Genomic DNA, 20,081 nt, shown 5'->3' with positions numbered 1-20,081 from the left:
GATCCTAAAAATTGCCCATAAAGCGATGCTTACTTTTGCTGTCCTGGATTTAAAAAACTGTCTACTTAACGTGGAGTATCTTAAGAGATCAACTATGCTCGAAGAGTATGTTGGATTCGGCAGATATTTACCTAATATTATAAATTAAAGGAAAATAACAAAAGCCATCGAGAGTGTGAACTTTTCGATGGCTATTATCTACAGTCTAAGTGGCTGTCTTCATGTGTAAATTACTTTAGAGCTTCTGTTAATACTGGTACAATTTGCTTTTTACGAGAAACAACGCCTGGTAACACAACACGGTTGTTGATAAGAACAGCACCGAATCCTTTTGCTGCAGCTTGTGCTACTTGTCCAATTGCTACAGCTGTAGAATCGTTATTTAGAATATCTGTCACAACGAAGAAGAATAAATCTAAACCATTTTCAGCAACATTTTTATTTAATAAAATCTCTAATTCCTCTTGTCGATTAAGTACATCATTAATATCAACCGCATTAACCTGTGCAACTACAGATTTGTACTCACCGAATTGGAACTCCTTAGCATCTAATGATAACAGATCTTCTAAAGATTTATCAGATAGGTCTGCACCTGCTTTTAGCATAGCTAAACCATATTCTGCAACGTCAACATTAGCAATTTTCGCTAGTTCTTCGCCGGCTTTTACATCTTGCTCTGTGCAAGTTGGTGATTTGAATAATAGTGTATCTGAAACGATTGCTGATAACATTAAACCAGCAATATTCGCTGGTATGTCTAAACCGTTTTCGTTAAAAATTTTCTTTAGAATTGTAGCTGTACAGCCTACTGGTTCTGCACGATAATATAGCGGATCAGCTGTTTGGAAGTTAGCGATGCGGTGGTGATCAATTACCTCAGCAATTTGCACTTCCTCAATACCATCAGCCGATTGCTGGAATTCATTGTGATCTACTAGAATAACTTTGTCCGCTTCTCCAACTACAGATGAGATTAAACGTGGCGCTTCAAAGCCAAATTTATCTAAAGCAAACTGTGTTTCATTATTAACATCTCCAAGACGCACAGCCTCGGCTTCTTCTCCAATTTGTTGTTTTAAATAAGCATATACAATTGCAGATGTGATTGTGTCTGTATCTGGGTTTTTATGTCCAAAAACTAATACTTTACTCATTGAATTTATTCCTCCTAAAATGACCTTACATTTATCTTTTATTTTATCATATCTTATGGACTAACAAATGATAAATTGAAACATTAAGTAAACTATGCTCATTCATTTAATATACAATAATAATTACCCACTTCCAATAACCAACTATACAAATATGAATTAAGAATAATAGACCTTCAAACTGTCACATACATATATTTTGTGCACACAACCTCTTTGTTTACATTATCTTTTTTTACCATCCTATTTTTAACATTCAATAGTAAAAGCGCATCTTTTTCTAATATTAATTATTTTACGTAGATATTTAGTTGGATTTTCATATTTATGTAAGCATAATTTTATGCTATTATCAGATAGTCTATATTTTTGGATATTCAGGAAATGGGGATTACGATGACAAAGAAGATGGAAAAAAAGTACATTCCTTTAGCAAATTATTTTGAAGTAGCTTTACAACAAGAAATCACTTTATCCTTTAGTGAATTAGAAAACATTATGGGACAAGCCTTACCGAATGCCGCCTACTTAAATAAGAGCTGGTGGAAAAAAACCAAGCCCCCTCTATCACACTATTTGTCATGGACAAATGCAGGTTATCATGTCATTGATGTTAGACTAGGTACTAGTATAACTTTCTCATGCACGCAAACTAAGACAACAGTAAACAATCTTTCAAAAAATGAAGAGAACCCATCTGCATACATAATTCGAGGGATTGAAGCATCGGATGCTAGATCATTTATTCTTTTACAGGAGGAAATTTTTCAACAAACCGACTTCATGTATAATGTTCAAAATGAGTTAGATCTAACTGTCCAACAACTTCGTAAAAATTTAACCTATTGGAAACAACTAAAAAATCGTACTATATTACTTTGCGTATTAAATGGTATTTTTGCAGGCTATGCAGTTGTACATGGGTATAAACAAACGAAAGCTAAACATGTTGCCTCTGTTCGCTTAGCTGTGAAGGAAGAGTACCAACAAAAAGGCATTGGCTCTGCGCTAATGAAGGCTGTGGAAGGTTGGTCAAAACAGCGTGACATATCCAGATTAGAATTATCAGTTATGGAACATAACAATATTGCTTTACACCTCTTTACGAAAATAGGGTTCAAACAAGAAGGCATTCGACAAAATGCTATTAAATTAAATGATACTTACATTAACGAGTATAACTTGAGTAAAATTTTATAAATCACTTTGCCTAGATGTCTAAAGCGTATTTGGACATCTTTTTATATATTTTGACTATAAAAAATGCATAGAAAAGTAAAATAACACTTTTCTATGCATAACATTAAAATACCTGTTTCTCTCTAGCAGCATCCAGAAATAATATATTACTATCTACATGCTCATAGGATTTCTGATATTTTTCATACTGCCCCTTGTCTAGGCCAATCATTTCCTCCAATAAAGCATGTAAGAAAGAAAACAAAACGGGCACTATATCTAGCGAGGAATGCTTGTTTGTTCCAAGTGCAAACAAAATATTAGCATATTCACGAACGGGTGAAAACGCAGTTCCAGTAATAGCAATAATTTTTACTTTCTTCATCCTTGCAATTTCAACAATCGTTTGAATATCCTTTAACTGTTTATCAAACGATATAACAATTAATGTCGTACGCTCTCCCATGTTATTAATTTGATTCATCATTTCATCCGAATCTATAAGAAGCTGCTTAATATTAGAGCGTAGTGTTTTTAATGTGTTGGATAACCAATTTGCTACAGATGCAGCCTGACGAGTACCTAGAATATAGATATTATCTGCTTCATGCATCCATTTTGAACTTTTTTGAATTTGTTGATCGCTAATTAATTGAATTGTTTCCTGAATGTTTCGGCTATCCCGCTGCATTATCTTACTAAAATTTGAATTAGTTAGCACTTTACCTGTATAGGTAGATTGTAGATTTGTTCCTACATCTTGGGACATGACATAGCCCCTTATTTCTTCTTGTAGTTCCACATATCCTGATAAATCCATGGCATAGCAAAAGCGAATAACCGTTGATTCACTTACATTAGCCAGTCTGCCTACTTCTGCTGCTCCATTAGCAATTACTGTATTGGGATTATCCATTACAAATTGTGCTACTTTACGCTGCCCCTTTGACAGTCTTACAAACCTTTTCTTTATATCCTCATGAATGCACATTCCTAACAACCTTTCTTTCAATGACCTTAGCACGAATGGGAGATTGTTTCCTACTTACTCAAAATTCGATTAAAAATACAGTATCACGATTGCAATTTGAATACAATGACTTTTCTGAAAAATCTTCATCGCATTAACCTGCTAATATAACGGCTTTTTATATTTTTTATACTGGTTTGTCATTTTACCAAATTTATTAGTAAAGGTGAATAAAAATTAATAATTTCTAATTTTTATGTAATACACTAGCGAATAAAGATAAAAATGTCCTGGATTGATTACTCTTATCCAGGACATTTTTTAGTTATTATTCTAATTCTAGCTGCTTGGTTTCCTTCCCAAGGAAAATGACACCAATAACACCTATAATAATGGCTCCACAGAAAATGGCAAAAATGAAGCCTATATCATAACCAGCTGTTAATAAAGAACCAACTAGTAGCGGTCCGAAAATACCACCAATTCGTCCAGCAGCTGCTGCCATCCCTGCACCAGTACCACGAATAATGGAAGGGTATTGCTCGGGTGTATAAGCATATAGCGCCCCCCATGCTCCTAAGTTAAAGAAAGATAAAAACATGCCTGACAATAATAGCACTACAAGTGTTTCAGCATTCCCGAAAATGAACGCACTCGCTGCAGTACCAATTAGATAGGAAACAAGCACAAATTTCCGTCCAAATTTTTCAATAAACCAGGCTGCAGTAAAATAACCAGGCAATTGAGCTAAGGTCATAATGAGAACATACTTAAAGCTCGTAATCATATCAAAGCCCTTACCAACCATGACACTTGGAAGCCATAAGAACATACCGTAATACGAAAATACAACTGTAAACCAAAGCACCCAAAGCATCAATGTGGAACGCGCATATTTTTTTGACCAAACTTCCTTTATATTTTGAAGGATGCTACGTGTTTTGGCCTCTTGCTTCACCGTAAACTGTGGTGAATCCGGGAGATGCCATCGAAGATAAATAGCATAAAATGCTGGGAGTGCTGTTATGATGAGCGCTACTCTCCAACCCCACGTTGGAATAACAAAATAGGATATTAATGCGGCAATGAGCCATCCAGCTGCCCAAAAACTTTCCAATAAAACAACTACGCGTCCTCTTTCTTTTGCTGCCACGCTTTCAGATACTAAAGTTGATGCAACAGGTAGCTCTCCCCCTAGACCCATCCCTACTAAAAAACGTAGCATTAAAAATGCCGTTAATGTCGTCGTAAAAGCGGATAGACCACTTGCAATGGAAAATAGGACTAGTGTCCACATAAAAATTTGCTTTCTCCCTACTTTGTCGGCAAAAACCCCGAATACAAGGGCTCCTACAGCCATTCCAATTGAGTTAATACTACCAATCCAGCCAGATTGACTTGGTGTCAGTCCCCAATCAGCTGCCAATGCTGCGATGACAAACGATAATATTCCAACATCCATTGCATCGAAAAGCCACCCAATCCCTGCAACGCCCAATAGTCTATTTCTAGAAATAGTATGCTGGGATTTATTTGATTCTACAGTATTTATCGCCATTCAAACCACCTGTCTTTACACTTGACTTTACATTACAAGATTACTATACAGTTGTTTCAAGAAAGTGACAAGCAAAATTCAAATTACCGAATAGTTTCGACAATTTATGAAATGCTATTGAAATATTAGTGTGATTTGCGTTAAAATGTCTTTTATACAAAAACAACTGTTCTTTCTAAGAGAACAAAAGGAGATCGTATCTTTATGTGGAAAGGCCTTATTGAAGAATATAAACAATTTTTACCTGTAACAGAGAATACACCTGCATTAACTTTAAATGAAGGCAATACGCCTCTTATACATTTAGTGAATTTATCCAAGAAATTAGGCATTGAGCTTTACGGTAAAATTGAGGGTGCAAATCCAACTGGCTCTTTTAAAGACCGTGGTATGGTATTTGCAGTGGCAAAAGCTATTGAAGATGGTAGTAAGTGTGTTATTTGTGCCTCAACAGGGAATACATCTGCTGCTGCAGCGGCTTATGCTACAAGAGCTGGTATTCAATCCATCGTTGTAATTCCTAAAGGAAAAGTTGCCCTTGGTAAGCTTGCACAAGCAACTATGTATGGTGCAAAAATCATTGAGATTGACGGTAATTTTGATGATGCTTTAAGCATTGTTCGCCAAGTAAGTGAAACAACTCCTGTCGCGCTTGTGAACTCCGTCAATCCATACCGCATTGAAGGTCAAAAAACTGCATCATTTGAGATTGTAGATGCCTTAGGCTCAGCTCCCGATTATCTATGCATCCCGGTTGGTAATGCAGGGAATATTACTGCTTACTGGAAAGGCTTTAAAGAATATCATGCTGCTAAAGATTCTGGTCTACCAAAGATGTATGGCTTTGAAGCAGAAGGCGCAGCAGCAATCGTCAAAGGAGAGCCTATTGCAAATCCGGAGACAGTTGCTACTGCTATTCGAATTGGTAACCCAGCTAGCTGGAAATTGGCAGAAGCAGCCCGAGATGAATCTGGAGGTATGATTGACTCGGTAACAGATCAAGAAATTATTGCTGCTTATAAATTAATTGCAAATACAGAAGGTATTTTCGTTGAACCAGGCTCTGCCGCATCATTAGCAGGTGTTATTAAATCAGTGGAGAACGGAAAAATTCCAAAGGGTTCAAAGGTAGTGACAATCTTCACAGGTAATGGACTAAAAGATCCCGATACAGCCATGGATGTATCCACAGTCGAAGTAGTATCCCTTAAAAATGACGAAAACGAAATTCGAGAATATATCGAGGGAGTACTATGAGTAAAGCATGGCAAATCTCAGTTCCAGGAAGCACAGCCAATCTAGGGCCTGGCTTTGATTCCATAGGGCTCGGCTTGTCTCTATACTTACAATTAACAGTTACTTTACAAGATACATGGGATATTATCCATCTTGATGATAACGGTCCTAAAGAGTTTGAGCTTGAAGAACATTTACTATACGTCATTGCAAAAAAAGTGGCTGATCAATATGGTCAACAATTACCTGCATGTCGTGTGGAGATGGCTAGCGAACTACCATTAGCACGTGGCCTTGGAAGCAGTGCTGCTGTGATAGTTGCAGGTATTGAACTAGCCAATCAAGTATGTGGACTTAACTTAACAATACAAGATAAACTTAACTTATCATCCCAAATTGAGGGACACCCAGATAACGCAACCGCATCTGTTTTAGGAGGTTTAACCATTTCTTCTATGGATGAAAAAGGTAATGTTGATACTTTTCATATCAATGAAATTGATGCTTCCTTTGTGGTATATGTACCAAATGTCGAATTAAAAACGAGCGAATCTCGATCTGTATTGCCAGAGCAATTTGATAGAGCCTATGCTGTTCATGCTTCAGCAAATGCTAATATGCTAGCAGCTTCACTAATGGCCCGTGATTTCCAGCGTGCTGGTCGTTATATGGAAGAAGATCTATTCCATGAACCATTTCGTGCAAAGCTAATACCCGAGTATACAGAAATTCGTACAGCTGCAAAGGCGATTGGTGCGTATGGTACAGCTTTAAGTGGAGCTGGCCCTACATTGATTTCTATCATTCCTTCTACCATTGCATATGATTTCGTTCAAACTATAAAAAATCAATTTCCTGAACATCAAGTGATTTTAACAAAAGCTGATGAACAAGGTATACAAGTACGTGAATATATGAAACGTCTACTATAAAAGTAGGCGTTTTTTCTTGAAAGCAAGTGTGGATAAAACTAATATTATAGAAGTATATGATTTGCCTTGAAACACCTATTATTAACAACTAGGATGTGTACATTTCTAAGGAGGAACTATCTTGAAGCCAATTATATTCTGTGATTTCGATGGCACAATAACAGAAACTGATAATATCTTTTCTCTGATGACAGAATTTGCTCCACAAGAGTCTGAGAAAATTGCAAAAGCTATGATGGAGCAAACCATTTCTTTTAAAGATGGGCTCTCTGCCATGTTTCATTTACTTTCTACACAACAAAAAGATGAAGTCATTCAATATCTTATGGATACAGCTATCATTCGTGAAGGTTTTGGAGATTTTGTTCGATATGCTCAAGATCATGGCATTCCATTTTACATCGTAAGTGGAGGGGTCGATTTTTTTATTGAGCCTTTAGTAGATAAATACGGTCCTTTCTCAGGCATTTACTGCAACAAAGCTGACTTTTCTGGTGAACAAATTAAACTAATTTATTCCAATAGCTGTGATGAGGAATGCGCAAAATATAGCATTCAAGGGTGTGGTTGCTGCAAACCTAGCGTTATGCGGAAAGTGACGAATGAAGATCATTTCAAAATCGTTATCGGTGATTCTCTTTCAGATTTTGAAGCTGCCAAACAAGCTGATATTGTTCTGGCTAGAGACCATCTCATTCAACACTGTGAAGAGCTTCATGTTCCATACAAACCATTTATCACATTTCACGACTGTTTAAAAATTGTACAAGAACTTATGGAAACCAAACATACTGTACAAGCAACTTAATGCGCGAAAATAAAAAAAGGGAACCACATGAATGGCTCCCTTTTTTATAGACTTATACTAATAGCACGAGGCTGATGGCCATGACAGCCATTCCTGCTACCAAACCATACATAGATAAATGAGTTTCATCATACCTCTGTGCTGCTGGTAATAATTCATCTAATGAAATAAAGACCATTATGCCTGCCACTCCAGCAAAAATGATGCCAAACATAACGTCTGTTAAAAATGGCATAAGGAGCAAAAATGCTACTAATGCACCGACGGGCTCTGCTAACCCCGATAAAAATGATAATTTAAAAGCCTTTCGACGATTACCCGTGGCAAAGAAAATCGGGACAGACACTGCTATCCCCTCCGGAATATTATGAATCGCTACTGCTATAGCAATGGCAATTCCTACATTTGGGTCATTAATAGCTGACATAAATGTAGCTATCCCTTCCGGAAAGTTATGAATTCCAATTGCTAGAGCTGTAAAAATACCCATCTTCATCAAATGATCTTCATTGACCTGTGGCTTTATTGCATTCACATCTTCCACTAGCTTTACTTCATGAGGATTTGTTGATTTTGGAATGAATTTATCGATTAAAGCAATGAATAACATGCCACCGAAGAATCCGGCAATTGTCATCCAATAGCCATTCGTAGTCCCTAATGCATTCGTTAAAGCATCTTTAGCCTTAACGAAAATCTCAACAAGTGAGACATAAATCATAACGCCTGCAGAAAAACCTAATGCTAGCGATAAAAATTTTGTATTTGTTCGTGATGTAAAAAACGCTATTAAACTACCTACCCCAGTTGCAAGCCCTGCAAATAGAGTCAGTCCAAATGCTAGTAAAACGTTTCCGTCCATACCCTTCTTCCTTTTCCCTTTTTTTTATTGTACTCATCTTAACGCAGAAGTTTCCTAAGAGCAATTCTTTTTTACAAGGTAAATATCAACGTTGCTCTTCCTTTATCCTTTTGCACACAAAAAAGCAGTATCAATTCCGATGAATTTTGATACTGCTCTCACTATCTATTTATGATTCGATTGGAATGTTCTTTTTCGACGTTCATACCAGATGACACAAATGATAAACCAAGTATATCCTATACTCCAGCCTGCGAGTACATCCGTAGCAAAATGTCTAGCACCAGCTATACGAGATAATCCTATAAGCACCATCAGGATCGTAGCCCCAACCCACAATAGGTTTTTACGACTTTTACTGTTATTTTCAGCTAATATATATGCAGTTGCAAACAAATACAGAATCCCCGTCATAGCATGTCCAGATGGAAAGCTATAAGATGTTAATTGATCTTCAATTTCAGGTCGTACTCGTTGGATCCACTTTTTTAATACTTGATTTAACACATTCCCTGCAGCAAATGTTAAAACAACAAATAGCATGCCTCGATAATTTTTTGTCTTCCATGCTAAATATACAATCAAAATTACTGCTACAATGACAACAAATATAGGTTCTCCTATATAATGGAAGACTTCAATAAATTGATTTCCAAAAAAGACATCTGCCATTTTCGCATCAAATTTATTCATCCAGTCACTTTGAAAAGTAAATTTTAAAAAAATAAAAATAATTAGTGTGATGATTGCCAAAGGATAGGCCCATTTTTTCATACGTTCACCTCAAAAACATACTGCTATGATCTTCACATCATAACATAATTATGTCCGAACTAGAGGGAGAGAAGCATTAATTTTTATAAATACATCCTTACATTCTTCAGTGACAATCATGGACTGTTCATTAGGCTTGTTAAAATAATTAGAGACGACCAATGCAACAATGAATAAAATGGCCACGATAGGTAGAATTTTTCTAAATATCATCAACACACCTCTGTTCCACATCTACATTATTTGATGAGTACTGGATCAAATAGCCAATCCTTTGGACCAAAGTTTCGATCTTTTTCTCCTCTTACTTCACGGGAGATTCCATGCTTTATAATCACTTCTCTAAATCTTTTACTAAATAAAGTTTTTTTATAAAGATATCTTCCATCATGACTCCATTCAGCTGAGTAAAAGACATCGCCTTTTAACGCTGCTAAATTCTCCTGATGATAAATATCTGGCCCTTTGATAACTCCATTTAAACCACAGCTACATGGAGGTTGTTCAGTTGCAAAGTATAATTTCACACTATCTTGGCTACATGCAGGTAGAATTTGTGTAGGAATAATTTGATAAGCTTGCTGTTTTCCTTGCTCAGGTCCCTGATGGATTACCTCTAAAAATTCAAAGCCTTCTAGTTTTTCATTTTTCAATAATGCTACCAGTTCCTCTGAAGCTACCCAATATCCACTTACATGAACTAAATGGCGTCCATTCATGTGTGAAGTATCAATAACTATAGGAGATAATTGCTCTTTATCCATAAGTCCGCAATTCTTACAATGAGTACTTAAAGAAAATAATGTCCCTTTATCCTCTAGAAACATTTCGGGTGAATTTCCTGTTGAATTTAAAGTAAACAATGGTGCCCGTTCATATTCCAAATCAGAAAATTCAAAGTAGAAACGTTCTCCTATTGAGACAATGCCAAATTCACGTTCTAATGACTCGTATACGGCAGCTACTTTCTCATATGTTACGTCTTCATTTAATGTAAAAATAGGATTAAATTTTGTTTTTAAATTTCTCTTTCTAATTTCAGGCGCACCAATAGCAATACCATGACGATTATAAACGTTAATCACTTGATCTTGACTAGATTCATCTATAGAAAACAAATTTTCGAGTTCTACTTTCACAATACACGCCTACCTTTATAAAGTTTTATGGTGAAGTATATTGACTGCTAGTTACCATTCTATAATCTACCTTTTACTTAGATAGTCAGGTTACTTTATTTTGAAGAAAATCATTCGTTTTATTACTCACTATAGCAAATCTACTTAACCACGGTAATTTAAGCGTACCAGTACTTATACCGATATTTCAACTTCGGGTTTACGCCAATTTTTTGGCGTGATTCATACGGAAATATGGCGTGATTTGGCGGACATAAAAAACACCGCCACTTTTTTGGCGGTGTTTGAAAAATTTATAGTAAATACAGCATAAGAATAAGGTGCATTTTTACATAAAATTATATGAAAAGAAATTTTGTAATAAAGTACCTTTTAATAGAAAAATACACCAACAGTATAGCATGAAATTTTCTTAGAGTAAATTCATTCTTTCAGCAAGATTGACAGCCTCTGTTCTTGAATCTACATTTAGCAAAGAAAAGAGCTGTGTTAAATATCTCTCAGTAGTTCGCTGAGGAATATTCAGTTCAATAGCTATGGCTTTATTTGTATGACCTTCTGCAATCAGTCTTAAAATTTTCTTTTCTTTTTCATTTAAATGAATATCTTTAGCACTTTGCAATTTAAATTTATCATCAAGAAAATCTAAGAAATTTTTCGGTAAAACAAATTCACCATTTGCAATCGCTCTAACTGTCCGTATGATCTGCTCCTTAGAGGCTGTTTTCGCTAAAATGCCTTCTATTTTTCTCTCTAAAATGAGTGGATAATAATCTGTTATATCGTCTCCTGTATAAAGGATAACGGAAGCATCAGACTGAATAGACTTAATATGACGGGCTAAATTAATACCGTTTTCCAATGGCATGTTAATATCAATCAGGTAAATAGCGTATGGTTTATTTTTTATTCTTTGAATGACACATGTGGCATCACTTTCAGTATCAATTATAATATCTTCATTTTCGTGAAATAAATTTTTAGTTCCCTCTAAAACTATAGGGTGATCATCCACTATGAGCATGGTAATCATGTGTTTCACTCCCTTCTTTAACTGCTATTCTAATAGACATCCCTTGGTTTAGTTGTGAGTCAATATAAAAATGACCATTAAAGGCTTTTACACGCTCCTGCATACCTCGGATGCCCATTGACTCTGCTACGATAATTTCCTCTACATGACACCCTACACCATCGTCACTATAAATGATTTCAAAACCATCATTCATTTCCTTTAGATGGATTTCAACAGCTGTTGCATATGAATGTTTTAAGGCGTTATTCAGTACCTCTTGAAATAATCGATAAATCATTAAATTCATACGCTCATCTTCTAAATACAGGCGATCTATTGAATAAATTAGCACAAAATTAGCTCTTTCTTGAACCTTCCGAATTAACTTTTCTAATGCAGCATTTAAACCTAATGTATCCAGTAATGGAGGCTTTAAATTCTCACAGTATGTTCGTAATTCATGTAGAGAGTCAACCATTTGCTTATGAATTTTCGCAAGTTTCTCCTGAATGTCTGTTGTATCCTTTGTATTAACAAGAACATCCACCTCTCTTGCAATATGAAGTTGTTCCTGCAAATTGGTGTCGTGTAACTCTTGGGCTAACTGATATTTTTCTTCTTCGAATCTCAACCATAATAGCTTATTAAGCCACGGCAATTGACCGTCATCAGCTTGCTTCATATGCTTCAATTCCTCTAATAGTTCTTCTACCAACTTTGTATTTTCAATAAAATTATTTACATACAATAGGAGCAATTCGAGCCATAGTAGCTCCTCATCTTTTAAATGAATTGTATTGTTATGCCCCAACACTAATGCTCGTTTATAATGTGCATCCTGATGGAGAAATGCTAAATATATTTTATCAATCTTACGTATTTCTCCTAATCTTATATCATCCATTGTATCTGGATGTATCAAAATTCTTTCCCCACTATTTGTAAGAAATTCATTCGTATCATAGTTATAAGTTAAAACAAAAACATCCTCTAGCTCCAAATGAACAGAAACCTCATATGCAAATTTCTCTAAAAGCTCATCAATTTTAATAGTTTTCCCAATTTTATCTACAGCCGTGTACAGCTGATGAATATAATCACCTTTTGTTGAAAATAATATTTTCCGTTTACGATAGTCAACTTTTTCTTTTACATAAAAGAGTATTACTAACGAAGAAAATGTAAAGAAGGATACGCCTGACATGACAGTTATTCTTAAATATTGACCCGCAATGAAGTACAAGCCAACTGTGAACCATAAGGTAAATAGTAAAGAAAAAATAACATAGTAGCGCAATCTAGTAATATGATACTCGATATCAAATAGTCGTTCTGCTAATTGTGTAAAAATGAAGCTAAAAGGTATCAGTAATAAAAATAAGGAGCTAATCTCAGATGAAAGGATATACGTATGAAAAAGGATTTTTGGAAGTACATATAAAAATAGAAATGGTAAAAATGGAATCATTATACTACCTAGTAATATTTTCAACTGAGGTGAGCTATATTTGCAATAGCTTATTAATAAAATACTTAAGATAATGATAAGCAGAATAAGGAATAAAAATAAAACAACATTCGAAAGTATATCATTAGAAGCAGGGAAAACAGTTCCAATACAAGCCAAAATAAAACCAATCGAAGGCATTAAATAAAAGAAAAGGATATTATTAGTAAACATCCATTTTGTTTTCATAAATGAAAAATAATTTCTTAAAAAATGTAATAAAATCACTAAACATAATAACATAGTAGTACGATTTACAATAATCCCTATCCCATCTAACCTACCCGACACTCCACTACTTACATAAGCTAACGAGACAGTTAATATAAAAAGAATTAGTAAATCTGTTAACCTAGTATTTCTTTGCTTGAAATATAAATAAAAAGCAACAAATAACGTTAATAAATAATAGCAAGCTGGGACTATTAATACATAAAAAAACTGCTGAGGAATATCTAAATGTTTAATATGTATATTTATTATTTTCCCATCTGGCTTCATAATTGTAAGGTCATTGGCAGATAATATTTTTGATTTATATTTCAATTGATTTAGCTCAGCAATCGGGCCATCATCTACGTTTAAAATAGTATCACCAATGGATATATTCTGCCCCTTAGCCCAATCTTTATAATATAGTTGAGATACTAGCCATTTACCATCTTTTTCTTCTACCCCAATTTCAATATATGGCGCGCTATAATTCACAAAATTCAAATATAAACCTAACACTATATAAAGGACTATAGCGGGCCAAAAAAACTTGTTAGGCAAAGTTTTTAGTTCCAAATTTCACTTTCTATATTCATTTCATCAATAAATGCTTCTAAAATTGCCATTTGTTCTATAGATGAAATTCCAATTAATGAGGCTCTTTGTTCTTTTAATAATGCAACTAGGCTTGGGTTTTGTTCTAAGTACTGAATTACATTAATCATCCAATCACTCCTCATCACTTTATTAATTTTTGTAGGTAGTCTTTAGCTAAATCATTTAATTCTATATTTTCAAGATCATTTATTGCCTTAAATTTATAGACATTTTTCACAGTAACTGCATAGCGTATTGCTCCGCCATTTGTCAACTCATTTTCTGCTTCTTTATGATCCAAAATTGTAACTATATCATCATTATAATAGTCAGCTACAGATTTTGAAACATCATTTTTCTGTGATAAAAGATAAATAATTGGCAAGGAGAATCTTTTATTTAGTAGGTCATTTTTAGGTCCCCATGCTTTCAAACTTTGGATATCATTTTTAATTTGTTGAATAATGCCTATGTAAGTTCCATAAGCCCCTACTTCTTTGGATACTTCTCCTTTGGCAAGAACCTCTCCTATTAAGCAACTCATCGCTGTTAAGGAACCAGATTTAAGCGTAATCATTTGTACATAAGAATCTTCATCCCGGCAATTATTTAATAAGTCCAATTGCTGACCACTAATACTTTTTAATGCGCTTTCTTCAAGTATTGTTATAGCAGCTCTTTTGTGTTCAAAGGAAGTTTCGTCAATTGTTTTTGAAGCCATAATCAGCATAGCTAGAGCAACATTTAAAGAAAGTTCTGGCGTCCTACTCCAACTATTATCTGAATCCTTATCTTGAAGATCATCAATAATATCAAAAGACAGTATTAAGAGTTCAACCGCTGCAGCGATTTTGTAAATGTCGTCATTTACACTATCTGAAAATGCCTCATAATGCCAATAGCATAATTTACCAAACGAAAAACCTACTTCTGTTTTTTCTTCTTTAAAGTTTTTAAACAGCGATTTTAGCTCATGACTAAGAAATGTTTCATTTTCAATAAGAATGTCTAATGATTTATTAATACACTCATCCAACCCGTTCAATAGTCCTCTCTCCCTTCAGATATATTAATAAATATTATATATATTAGTGGGAATTAATACTAGCAGAGCCAATATTTTATACATATAATTCCATAGTTTCTTATATAAAGAAGAATCCCGCCAAAAAATGGCGTTAATTATCCAAACCACGCCATTTTTTTGTTAAATAATAGTTATAATATGGCGGTAGAGAACTATGTACCGCCATAAAATTGGCGTAAACCCACCATTGAAATGGCGTTATGACAAATGTTACGCTTATATTAATATAAATTGATTTTCTCATTGTCCTGATAGATTGATGAACATGAATTTTTTTGTACTGGGAGTGTTTTAAAAATGAAAAATGGATTTAACGAAACTGTTTTCATACTTACGGCTACTTTTTCATGTAATATCTCTGTCTCAGCTGAAGAAATTACAATTAAAAAGCCTACCGAGGAGCAACTACGAATTGAACAGATTATTATTCAATCTGAGTTAAAAGCTTATCAAGAAACCCTAAAGGTCTATAAAAAGCTTTCAACCCTTTCAAACTTAATTAGTGATGTTCCTGGATTTGAAGATACATTTCAGCAAAAAAGAGATTACTATATTCAGCAATATGGCATTATTAAAATATCGAATGACAACTTATCTTGTATGCCATCCGTCAATCCATTAACCTTTGGGTTAAATATAGCGTCATCTACCGTTTACATGACAGCAAATTACACGATTATTAATGCTAGAGGGCTGGCCGCGGTGACAGAATCATCTAATACTCATAAACTAGATGAAAATACAAGTATCTCCGGGCTTTCCATTAATGAAAGCACCATTTCATTTAATATGGATGCTACATTTTGTAGTTCAATAAAAACACCGATAACCCATTAGTTTGAATAAGCAGATAGCAATGGCATCCCTTTTTCGATCCATTGTTATCTGCTTTTATGAACAACAAAAAGGTGCCTCAATCGCTTGAGGCACCAGTAGGATATTAACCTTTTACATAATAAACTTCTTGTCCGCTTTCAATGACATGATCAGGCTTTGGCTTACCTGCGCTTGCCTTATGACCAGCAATATGCTCGGGGCTCTTCTCCCAATTCTTCCATGCTTCTTCTGATTCCCAACGAACCATTACTAGCACTTCCTCATCACCACGGCGAACTTTCTTAACAAGTACCTGTTTATCAATGAAACCAGGTTGTTGTTCAAGTAATGATGGTCCGTTTGGATTAGCACCAAAACGTTCCACCACTTTATCCGAATTCCCTTCCGTCACAACGATACGTTTAATTTGTACAAACATATTAGTTAAACGCCTTTAATACATCTTCAACTTTTAACGTTTCAGATTGTAAACCGCCACCTGAAAGGTACCAAACTTCTGGATCTAAGTAGAACACTTTATCGTTCTTCACAGCATTAGTTGCACTTACGATTTCGTTTTCAATTGCAGCTTTAGTACCTGACGCGCCGTTTTCATTGACTACTGCATCACGGTCAACTACAAATAGAATATCAGGGTTCGTATCACGAACATATTCAAAACTTACATTATCACCATGTGTTCCAACTTTAACTTTCTCATCAGCAGCTTTCACACCAAATACATCATGGATAACACCGAAACGTGAACCAGAACCATATGCTGATAACGCGCCTTCGCTACCTAATACGATTAAAGCTTTCTCTTCTGATGCAGTTGCTTTGCCTTTTACTTCTTCAACTTTTGCTTCATATGCAGCGATCGCATCTGCTGCTTCTTTTTCTTTACCGAAAATTTTACCAGCTAATTCTGTATTAGCATTGAATGATTCTAGGAAGTTTTTGTTATCTACACCAATGTAAACTGTTGGTGCAATTTTAGATAACTCAGCATATGCTGCTGACGCACGACCAGAGATGAAAATAATATCTGGGTTGATTTCAGATAATTTTTCATAATCAGGCTCGAATAAAGTACCAGCGTTTACATAAGTGCTATCTTTATATTTACTTAAGTAAGATGGTAATGAATCTTGTACTACTGCAGTAGGATTAACACCTAATGCATCTAGAGTATCTAGGAAACCATTATCAAAAACAACAACTTTTTCTGGGATCTTATCAAGCTTTACTTCTTCAAACGTAGTATTACCATCGCGTCCTTCAATTGTGCTACCTGGAATAGTTAGTGGATATGCTGAAGACGCCTCGTTTTGCTCTTCTGCCGGTTTGTCAGTTGATGTACCTTTATCTTCTTCTTTTGCTTCGTCTTTTGAGCCGCAAGCAGCTAGAACTAATAGCATCATCGCCATTAATACCGTTAGTAATTTCCATTTTTTCATTTTAAAATTTCTCCTTTAAAATTTATTTTATAGTTAATGGTTGGTTAAACCATCTGTTACTATTTCTAAGAATTAAAATAAACACAAATTCGGCAGCCATCCTGCTCTTGAACAGGGATATCCATATCATAGATTTCCTTCAGCGCGTCCGAGTTAATAATGTCGTTGGTAGAACCATTTTTCACAACACGGCCATCTTTTAATGCAACAATATTATCTGAGTATACTGACGCAAAATTAATATCATGTAGTACTATTACAACTGTTTTTCCTAACTCATCCACTAGCTTACGTAAAATCTTCATAATCTGAACAGAATGTTTCATATCTAAATTATTCAATGGCTCGTCCAGTAAGATGTATTCTGTATCCTGAGCAATAACCATTGCGATAAAAGCACGCTGACGTTGACCGCCTGATAATTCATCTAAGTAATTATGTTGAATATCTTCTAAATTCATATATTGAATAGCTTCATCCACTTTTGCTTCATCTTCGGGTTTTAAATTTCCTTTTGAATAAGGGAAACGACCAAAGGATACAAGCTCACGAATCGATAAGCGGACATTCATAAAGTTAGATTGCTTTAATATAGAGACGCGCTTGGCAAAATCATCTGATTTCCAGCGTCTTACATCTGCTTTGTCGAGTAGCACTTCACCAGTATCTGCATTCAGCAAACGGCTCACCATTGAAAGTAGCGTGGACTTTCCTGCACCATTTGGTCCAATAAAAGATGTTATTTTCCCTGAAACAATGTCAACACTTACATCTTGAACGACAGGTTTTTTCCCGAAAAACTTCGTAATTTCTTTGACTTGTATCATCCTGCTGACCTACTTTCTCTTAATAATAAGTAGATGAAGTATACCCCACCCACGAAATTAATAATGACGCTTAGTGTAGTACTGAAAGTGAATACTCGCTCAACCATCCACTGCCCACCGATTAAAGCAATAATACTCATTACACAAGAACCAGCAATTAAGACGGAATGCTTGTATGTTTTAAAATACTGATACGATAAATTTGCAACAATTAATCCAAAGAATGTAATTGGCCCAACTAGCGCTGTCGAAACAGAAATCAAGATAGAAGCTAAAATTAACATGCGTTGTACCAGTTTATCGTATGGTACACCTAAATTAATTGCTGTATCTCGTCCTAAAGACATGACGTCTAATTGATTCATATGGCGCCAACCATATATAAACGTTAGTAAAATGATCACACCAGCAAGCCAAACTAAATCTGAATTAACATTGTTAAAACTAGCAAACATTTTACTTTGTAAGCCTAAAAACTCATTAGGGTCAATCAAGACTTGGAAGAATGTTGTGATACTTCCTAAAAAAGTACCGACAATCATACCAACAAGTAGTAAGAAATATATTGGTCGCTTTCCTTCTTTAAACAAAACTCGATAAAAAATTAAAGCGAAAACAATCATTGATACAATAGCAAGAGTAAAATTATAGTAAATATTGATAACTAAAATAGAAGTAGAGCCAAAGAAAAAGTAGATGAATGTTTGAATCAACATATACAAAGCATCTAATCCCATAACACTTGGCGTTAAAATCCGATTATGGGTAATGGTTTGGAAAACCACTGTTGAATAGGCAATAGCTATACCCGTTAGTGCCATCGCTATAACTTTTATAACACGTCTCGGAAAAGCATAGTGATAATTCCCATTTAACTCCCAAAACAGATACAATAAGATAGCTATCACGGCAAGACCTAGTAAAATGAACATTCTTGTACGATTACGCATATGCTCTCCCCCTAAACAACATGACTAGGAAGATGGCACTTCCAATTACACCAACAGTCATACTAATTGGAATCTCATAAGGGAAAATCAGTACGCGTCCTAAAATATCGCAGAATAATAAGAATGACATACCAAGTAATGCTGTATGCGGCAATGTTTTTGCCAAATTATCACCTTTAAACAGTGAAATAATATTCGGTACGATCAAGCCAAGGAATGGAATGACACCCACTGTTAGCACCACTGTTGTGGAGATAAGAGCCACCAATACTAAGCCTAAATTCACCACAAACTTATAGGATAGACCAAGATTTTTAGCAAAATCCTCACCCATACCAGCTACTGTAAAACGATTGGCATAAATATAAGCTAAAATAAGTACTGGTACACTTATGTATAACAGTTCATAACGGCCTTTCATGATTAATGAGAAATCCCCTTGTAACCATGCAGAAATGTTTTGGATAATATTTGCCTTATAAGCAAAGAACGTTGTTACAGAAGACAGGATATTACCATACATTAAGCCAATAAGCGGTATAAAAATCGCATCTTTAAACTTAATTCGATTTAATATTTGCATAAATAATAATGTGCCGGCTAAAGCAAATATGAAAGCGAAGGAAATTTTTTGGAAATACGTGACATTTGTGAAAAACATCATGGAAATCAATACACCCAGTCGAGTGGCATCTAATGTACCTGCTGTCGTTGGTGATACGAACTTATTCCTACTTAAGCTTTGCATAATTAAACCAGCAATACTCATACCTGCACCTGCTAGCAAAATAGCAACAAGTCTAGGTACACGACTAATTAAAAATAGTCTAGTTTCTTCTGATTGGAAGTCTAATAGATCACTTGGTTTAATATCTACTACTCCGATAAATAGCGAGACTATAGACAACACAACAGTTGCTGTTAAAAGATATCTTATTTTCATAGTAATCCCCGGTAGATTTCAATTTTGTGTGTAATAAATGTGTAGTGAAAA

Annotated in this window: 21 protein-coding genes; 5 read left to right on the top strand and 16 right to left on the bottom strand. The window is 34.9% G+C overall.

The annotated features are described in order from the left end of the window. Positions 1–230 precede the first annotated feature (230 nt). A complete protein-coding gene (locus B3D94_RS02545; protein ID WP_291754306.1) occupies positions 231–1,157 on the bottom strand; it encodes a manganese-dependent inorganic pyrophosphatase in 927 nt (308 codons plus the stop codon). 396 nt (positions 1,158–1,553) lie between these two features. Between B3D94_RS02545 and B3D94_RS02540 the strand changes: the two genes are divergently transcribed. Then, positions 1,554–2,357, top strand: coding sequence for a GNAT family N-acetyltransferase (locus B3D94_RS02540; RefSeq protein ID WP_254664335.1), 804 nt, complete (start codon positions 1,554–1,556; stop codon positions 2,355–2,357). A gap of 103 nt (positions 2,358–2,460) precedes the next feature. Here B3D94_RS02540 and B3D94_RS02535 read toward each other — a convergent pair whose 3' ends face one another. Next, complete coding sequence (locus B3D94_RS02535; RefSeq protein WP_069482856.1) at positions 2,461–3,327, bottom strand: MurR/RpiR family transcriptional regulator; 867 nt, start codon at positions 3,325–3,327, stop codon at positions 2,461–2,463. A 307-nt stretch (positions 3,328–3,634) separates the two neighbouring features. Continuing rightward, positions 3,635–4,864, bottom strand: coding sequence for an MFS transporter (locus tag B3D94_RS02530; RefSeq protein ID WP_069482857.1), 1,230 nt, complete (start codon positions 4,862–4,864; stop codon positions 3,635–3,637). 204 nt (positions 4,865–5,068) lie between these two features. On the opposite strand from B3D94_RS02530, the gene thrC reads away from it, so the two are divergent. From thrC to B3D94_RS02515, 3 genes are all read left to right on the top strand, one after another. After that, complete coding sequence (gene thrC / locus B3D94_RS02525; protein WP_069482858.1) at positions 5,069–6,121, top strand: threonine synthase; 1,053 nt, start codon at positions 5,069–5,071, stop codon at positions 6,119–6,121. Next, a complete protein-coding gene (thrB, locus tag B3D94_RS02520; RefSeq protein WP_069482859.1) occupies positions 6,118–7,032 on the top strand; it encodes a homoserine kinase in 915 nt (304 codons plus the stop codon). The genes thrC and thrB overlap by 4 nt, the downstream gene beginning before the upstream one ends. Positions 7,033–7,153: 121 nt before the next feature. Then, positions 7,154–7,840 carry an MtnX-like HAD-IB family phosphatase gene (locus tag B3D94_RS02515; protein ID WP_291754301.1) on the top strand — a complete coding sequence of 229 codons (687 nt, stop codon included), beginning with the start codon at positions 7,154–7,156 and terminating at the stop codon, positions 7,838–7,840. A 52-nt stretch (positions 7,841–7,892) separates the two neighbouring features. Here the strand turns inward: B3D94_RS02515 and zupT are convergent, their stop codons facing one another. The 8 genes from zupT to B3D94_RS02475 form a co-directional block, all read right to left on the bottom strand. Further along, positions 7,893–8,702: a zinc transporter ZupT gene (zupT, locus tag B3D94_RS02510; RefSeq protein ID WP_008175159.1), complete on the bottom strand. Its 810-nt coding sequence runs from the start codon at positions 8,700–8,702 to the stop codon at positions 7,893–7,895. A 165-nt stretch (positions 8,703–8,867) separates the two neighbouring features. After that, a complete protein-coding gene (locus B3D94_RS02505) occupies positions 8,868–9,476 on the bottom strand; it encodes a phosphatase PAP2 family protein (protein WP_291754299.1) in 609 nt (202 codons plus the stop codon). 48 nt (positions 9,477–9,524) lie between these two features. Further along, complete coding sequence (locus B3D94_RS02500) at positions 9,525–9,689, bottom strand: hypothetical protein (RefSeq protein ID WP_291754297.1); 165 nt, start codon at positions 9,687–9,689, stop codon at positions 9,525–9,527. A gap of 26 nt (positions 9,690–9,715) precedes the next feature. After that, a complete protein-coding gene (locus tag B3D94_RS02495) occupies positions 9,716–10,615 on the bottom strand; it encodes a hypothetical protein (RefSeq protein ID WP_069482862.1) in 900 nt (299 codons plus the stop codon). A gap of 412 nt (positions 10,616–11,027) precedes the next feature. Beyond that, positions 11,028–11,648: a response regulator transcription factor gene (locus B3D94_RS02490; protein ID WP_008175164.1), complete on the bottom strand. Its 621-nt coding sequence runs from the start codon at positions 11,646–11,648 to the stop codon at positions 11,028–11,030. Then, positions 11,623–13,845 (bottom strand): sensor histidine kinase, encoded by a 2,223-nt coding sequence (locus tag B3D94_RS02485; RefSeq protein WP_291754443.1) that lies wholly within the window; start codon positions 13,843–13,845, stop codon positions 11,623–11,625. The genes B3D94_RS02490 and B3D94_RS02485 overlap by 26 nt, the downstream gene beginning before the upstream one ends. Before the next feature lie 71 nt (positions 13,846–13,916). Continuing rightward, positions 13,917–14,075: a competence pheromone ComX gene (comX, locus tag B3D94_RS02480; protein ID WP_069482864.1), complete on the bottom strand. Its 159-nt coding sequence runs from the start codon at positions 14,073–14,075 to the stop codon at positions 13,917–13,919. Between the two features lie 14 nt (positions 14,076–14,089). Beyond that, complete coding sequence (locus B3D94_RS02475; protein ID WP_291754292.1) at positions 14,090–14,992, bottom strand: polyprenyl synthetase family protein; 903 nt, start codon at positions 14,990–14,992, stop codon at positions 14,090–14,092. Positions 14,993–15,331: 339 nt separating this feature from the next. On the opposite strand from B3D94_RS02475, the gene B3D94_RS02470 reads away from it, so the two are divergent. Further along, positions 15,332–15,871 carry a hypothetical protein gene (locus B3D94_RS02470; RefSeq protein WP_069482865.1) on the top strand — a complete coding sequence of 180 codons (540 nt, stop codon included), beginning with the start codon at positions 15,332–15,334 and terminating at the stop codon, positions 15,869–15,871. Positions 15,872–15,974: 103 nt separating this feature from the next. Here the strand turns inward: B3D94_RS02470 and B3D94_RS02465 are convergent, their stop codons facing one another. The 5 genes from B3D94_RS02465 to B3D94_RS02445 all read right to left on the bottom strand — a co-directional run bounded on the left by B3D94_RS02465 (position 15,975) and on the right by B3D94_RS02445 (position 20,030). Then, complete coding sequence (locus tag B3D94_RS02465) at positions 15,975–16,289, bottom strand: antibiotic biosynthesis monooxygenase family protein (protein WP_069482866.1); 315 nt, start codon at positions 16,287–16,289, stop codon at positions 15,975–15,977. A 1-nt stretch (position 16,290) separates the two neighbouring features. Further along, a complete protein-coding gene (locus B3D94_RS02460) occupies positions 16,291–17,310 on the bottom strand; it encodes a siderophore ABC transporter substrate-binding protein (protein ID WP_291754289.1) in 1,020 nt (339 codons plus the stop codon). 65 nt (positions 17,311–17,375) lie between these two features. Continuing rightward, positions 17,376–18,137 (bottom strand): ABC transporter ATP-binding protein, encoded by a 762-nt coding sequence (locus B3D94_RS02455; protein WP_069482868.1) that lies wholly within the window; start codon positions 18,135–18,137, stop codon positions 17,376–17,378. Continuing rightward, positions 18,134–19,087 (bottom strand): iron chelate uptake ABC transporter family permease subunit, encoded by a 954-nt coding sequence (locus B3D94_RS02450; RefSeq protein ID WP_069482869.1) that lies wholly within the window; start codon positions 19,085–19,087, stop codon positions 18,134–18,136. The genes B3D94_RS02455 and B3D94_RS02450 overlap by 4 nt, the downstream gene beginning before the upstream one ends. Continuing rightward, positions 19,080–20,030 (bottom strand): ABC transporter permease, encoded by a 951-nt coding sequence (locus B3D94_RS02445; RefSeq protein WP_069482870.1) that lies wholly within the window; start codon positions 20,028–20,030, stop codon positions 19,080–19,082. The genes B3D94_RS02450 and B3D94_RS02445 overlap by 8 nt, the downstream gene beginning before the upstream one ends. Between the last annotated feature and the right edge of the window lie 51 nt (positions 20,031–20,081).

It is taken from the genome of Lysinibacillus sp. UBA5990, assembly GCF_002429815.1.
GTDB lineage: Bacteria > Bacillota > Bacilli > Bacillales_A > Planococcaceae > Lysinibacillus > Lysinibacillus fusiformis.
This window is presented reverse-complemented; position numbering and strand designations above follow the sequence as displayed.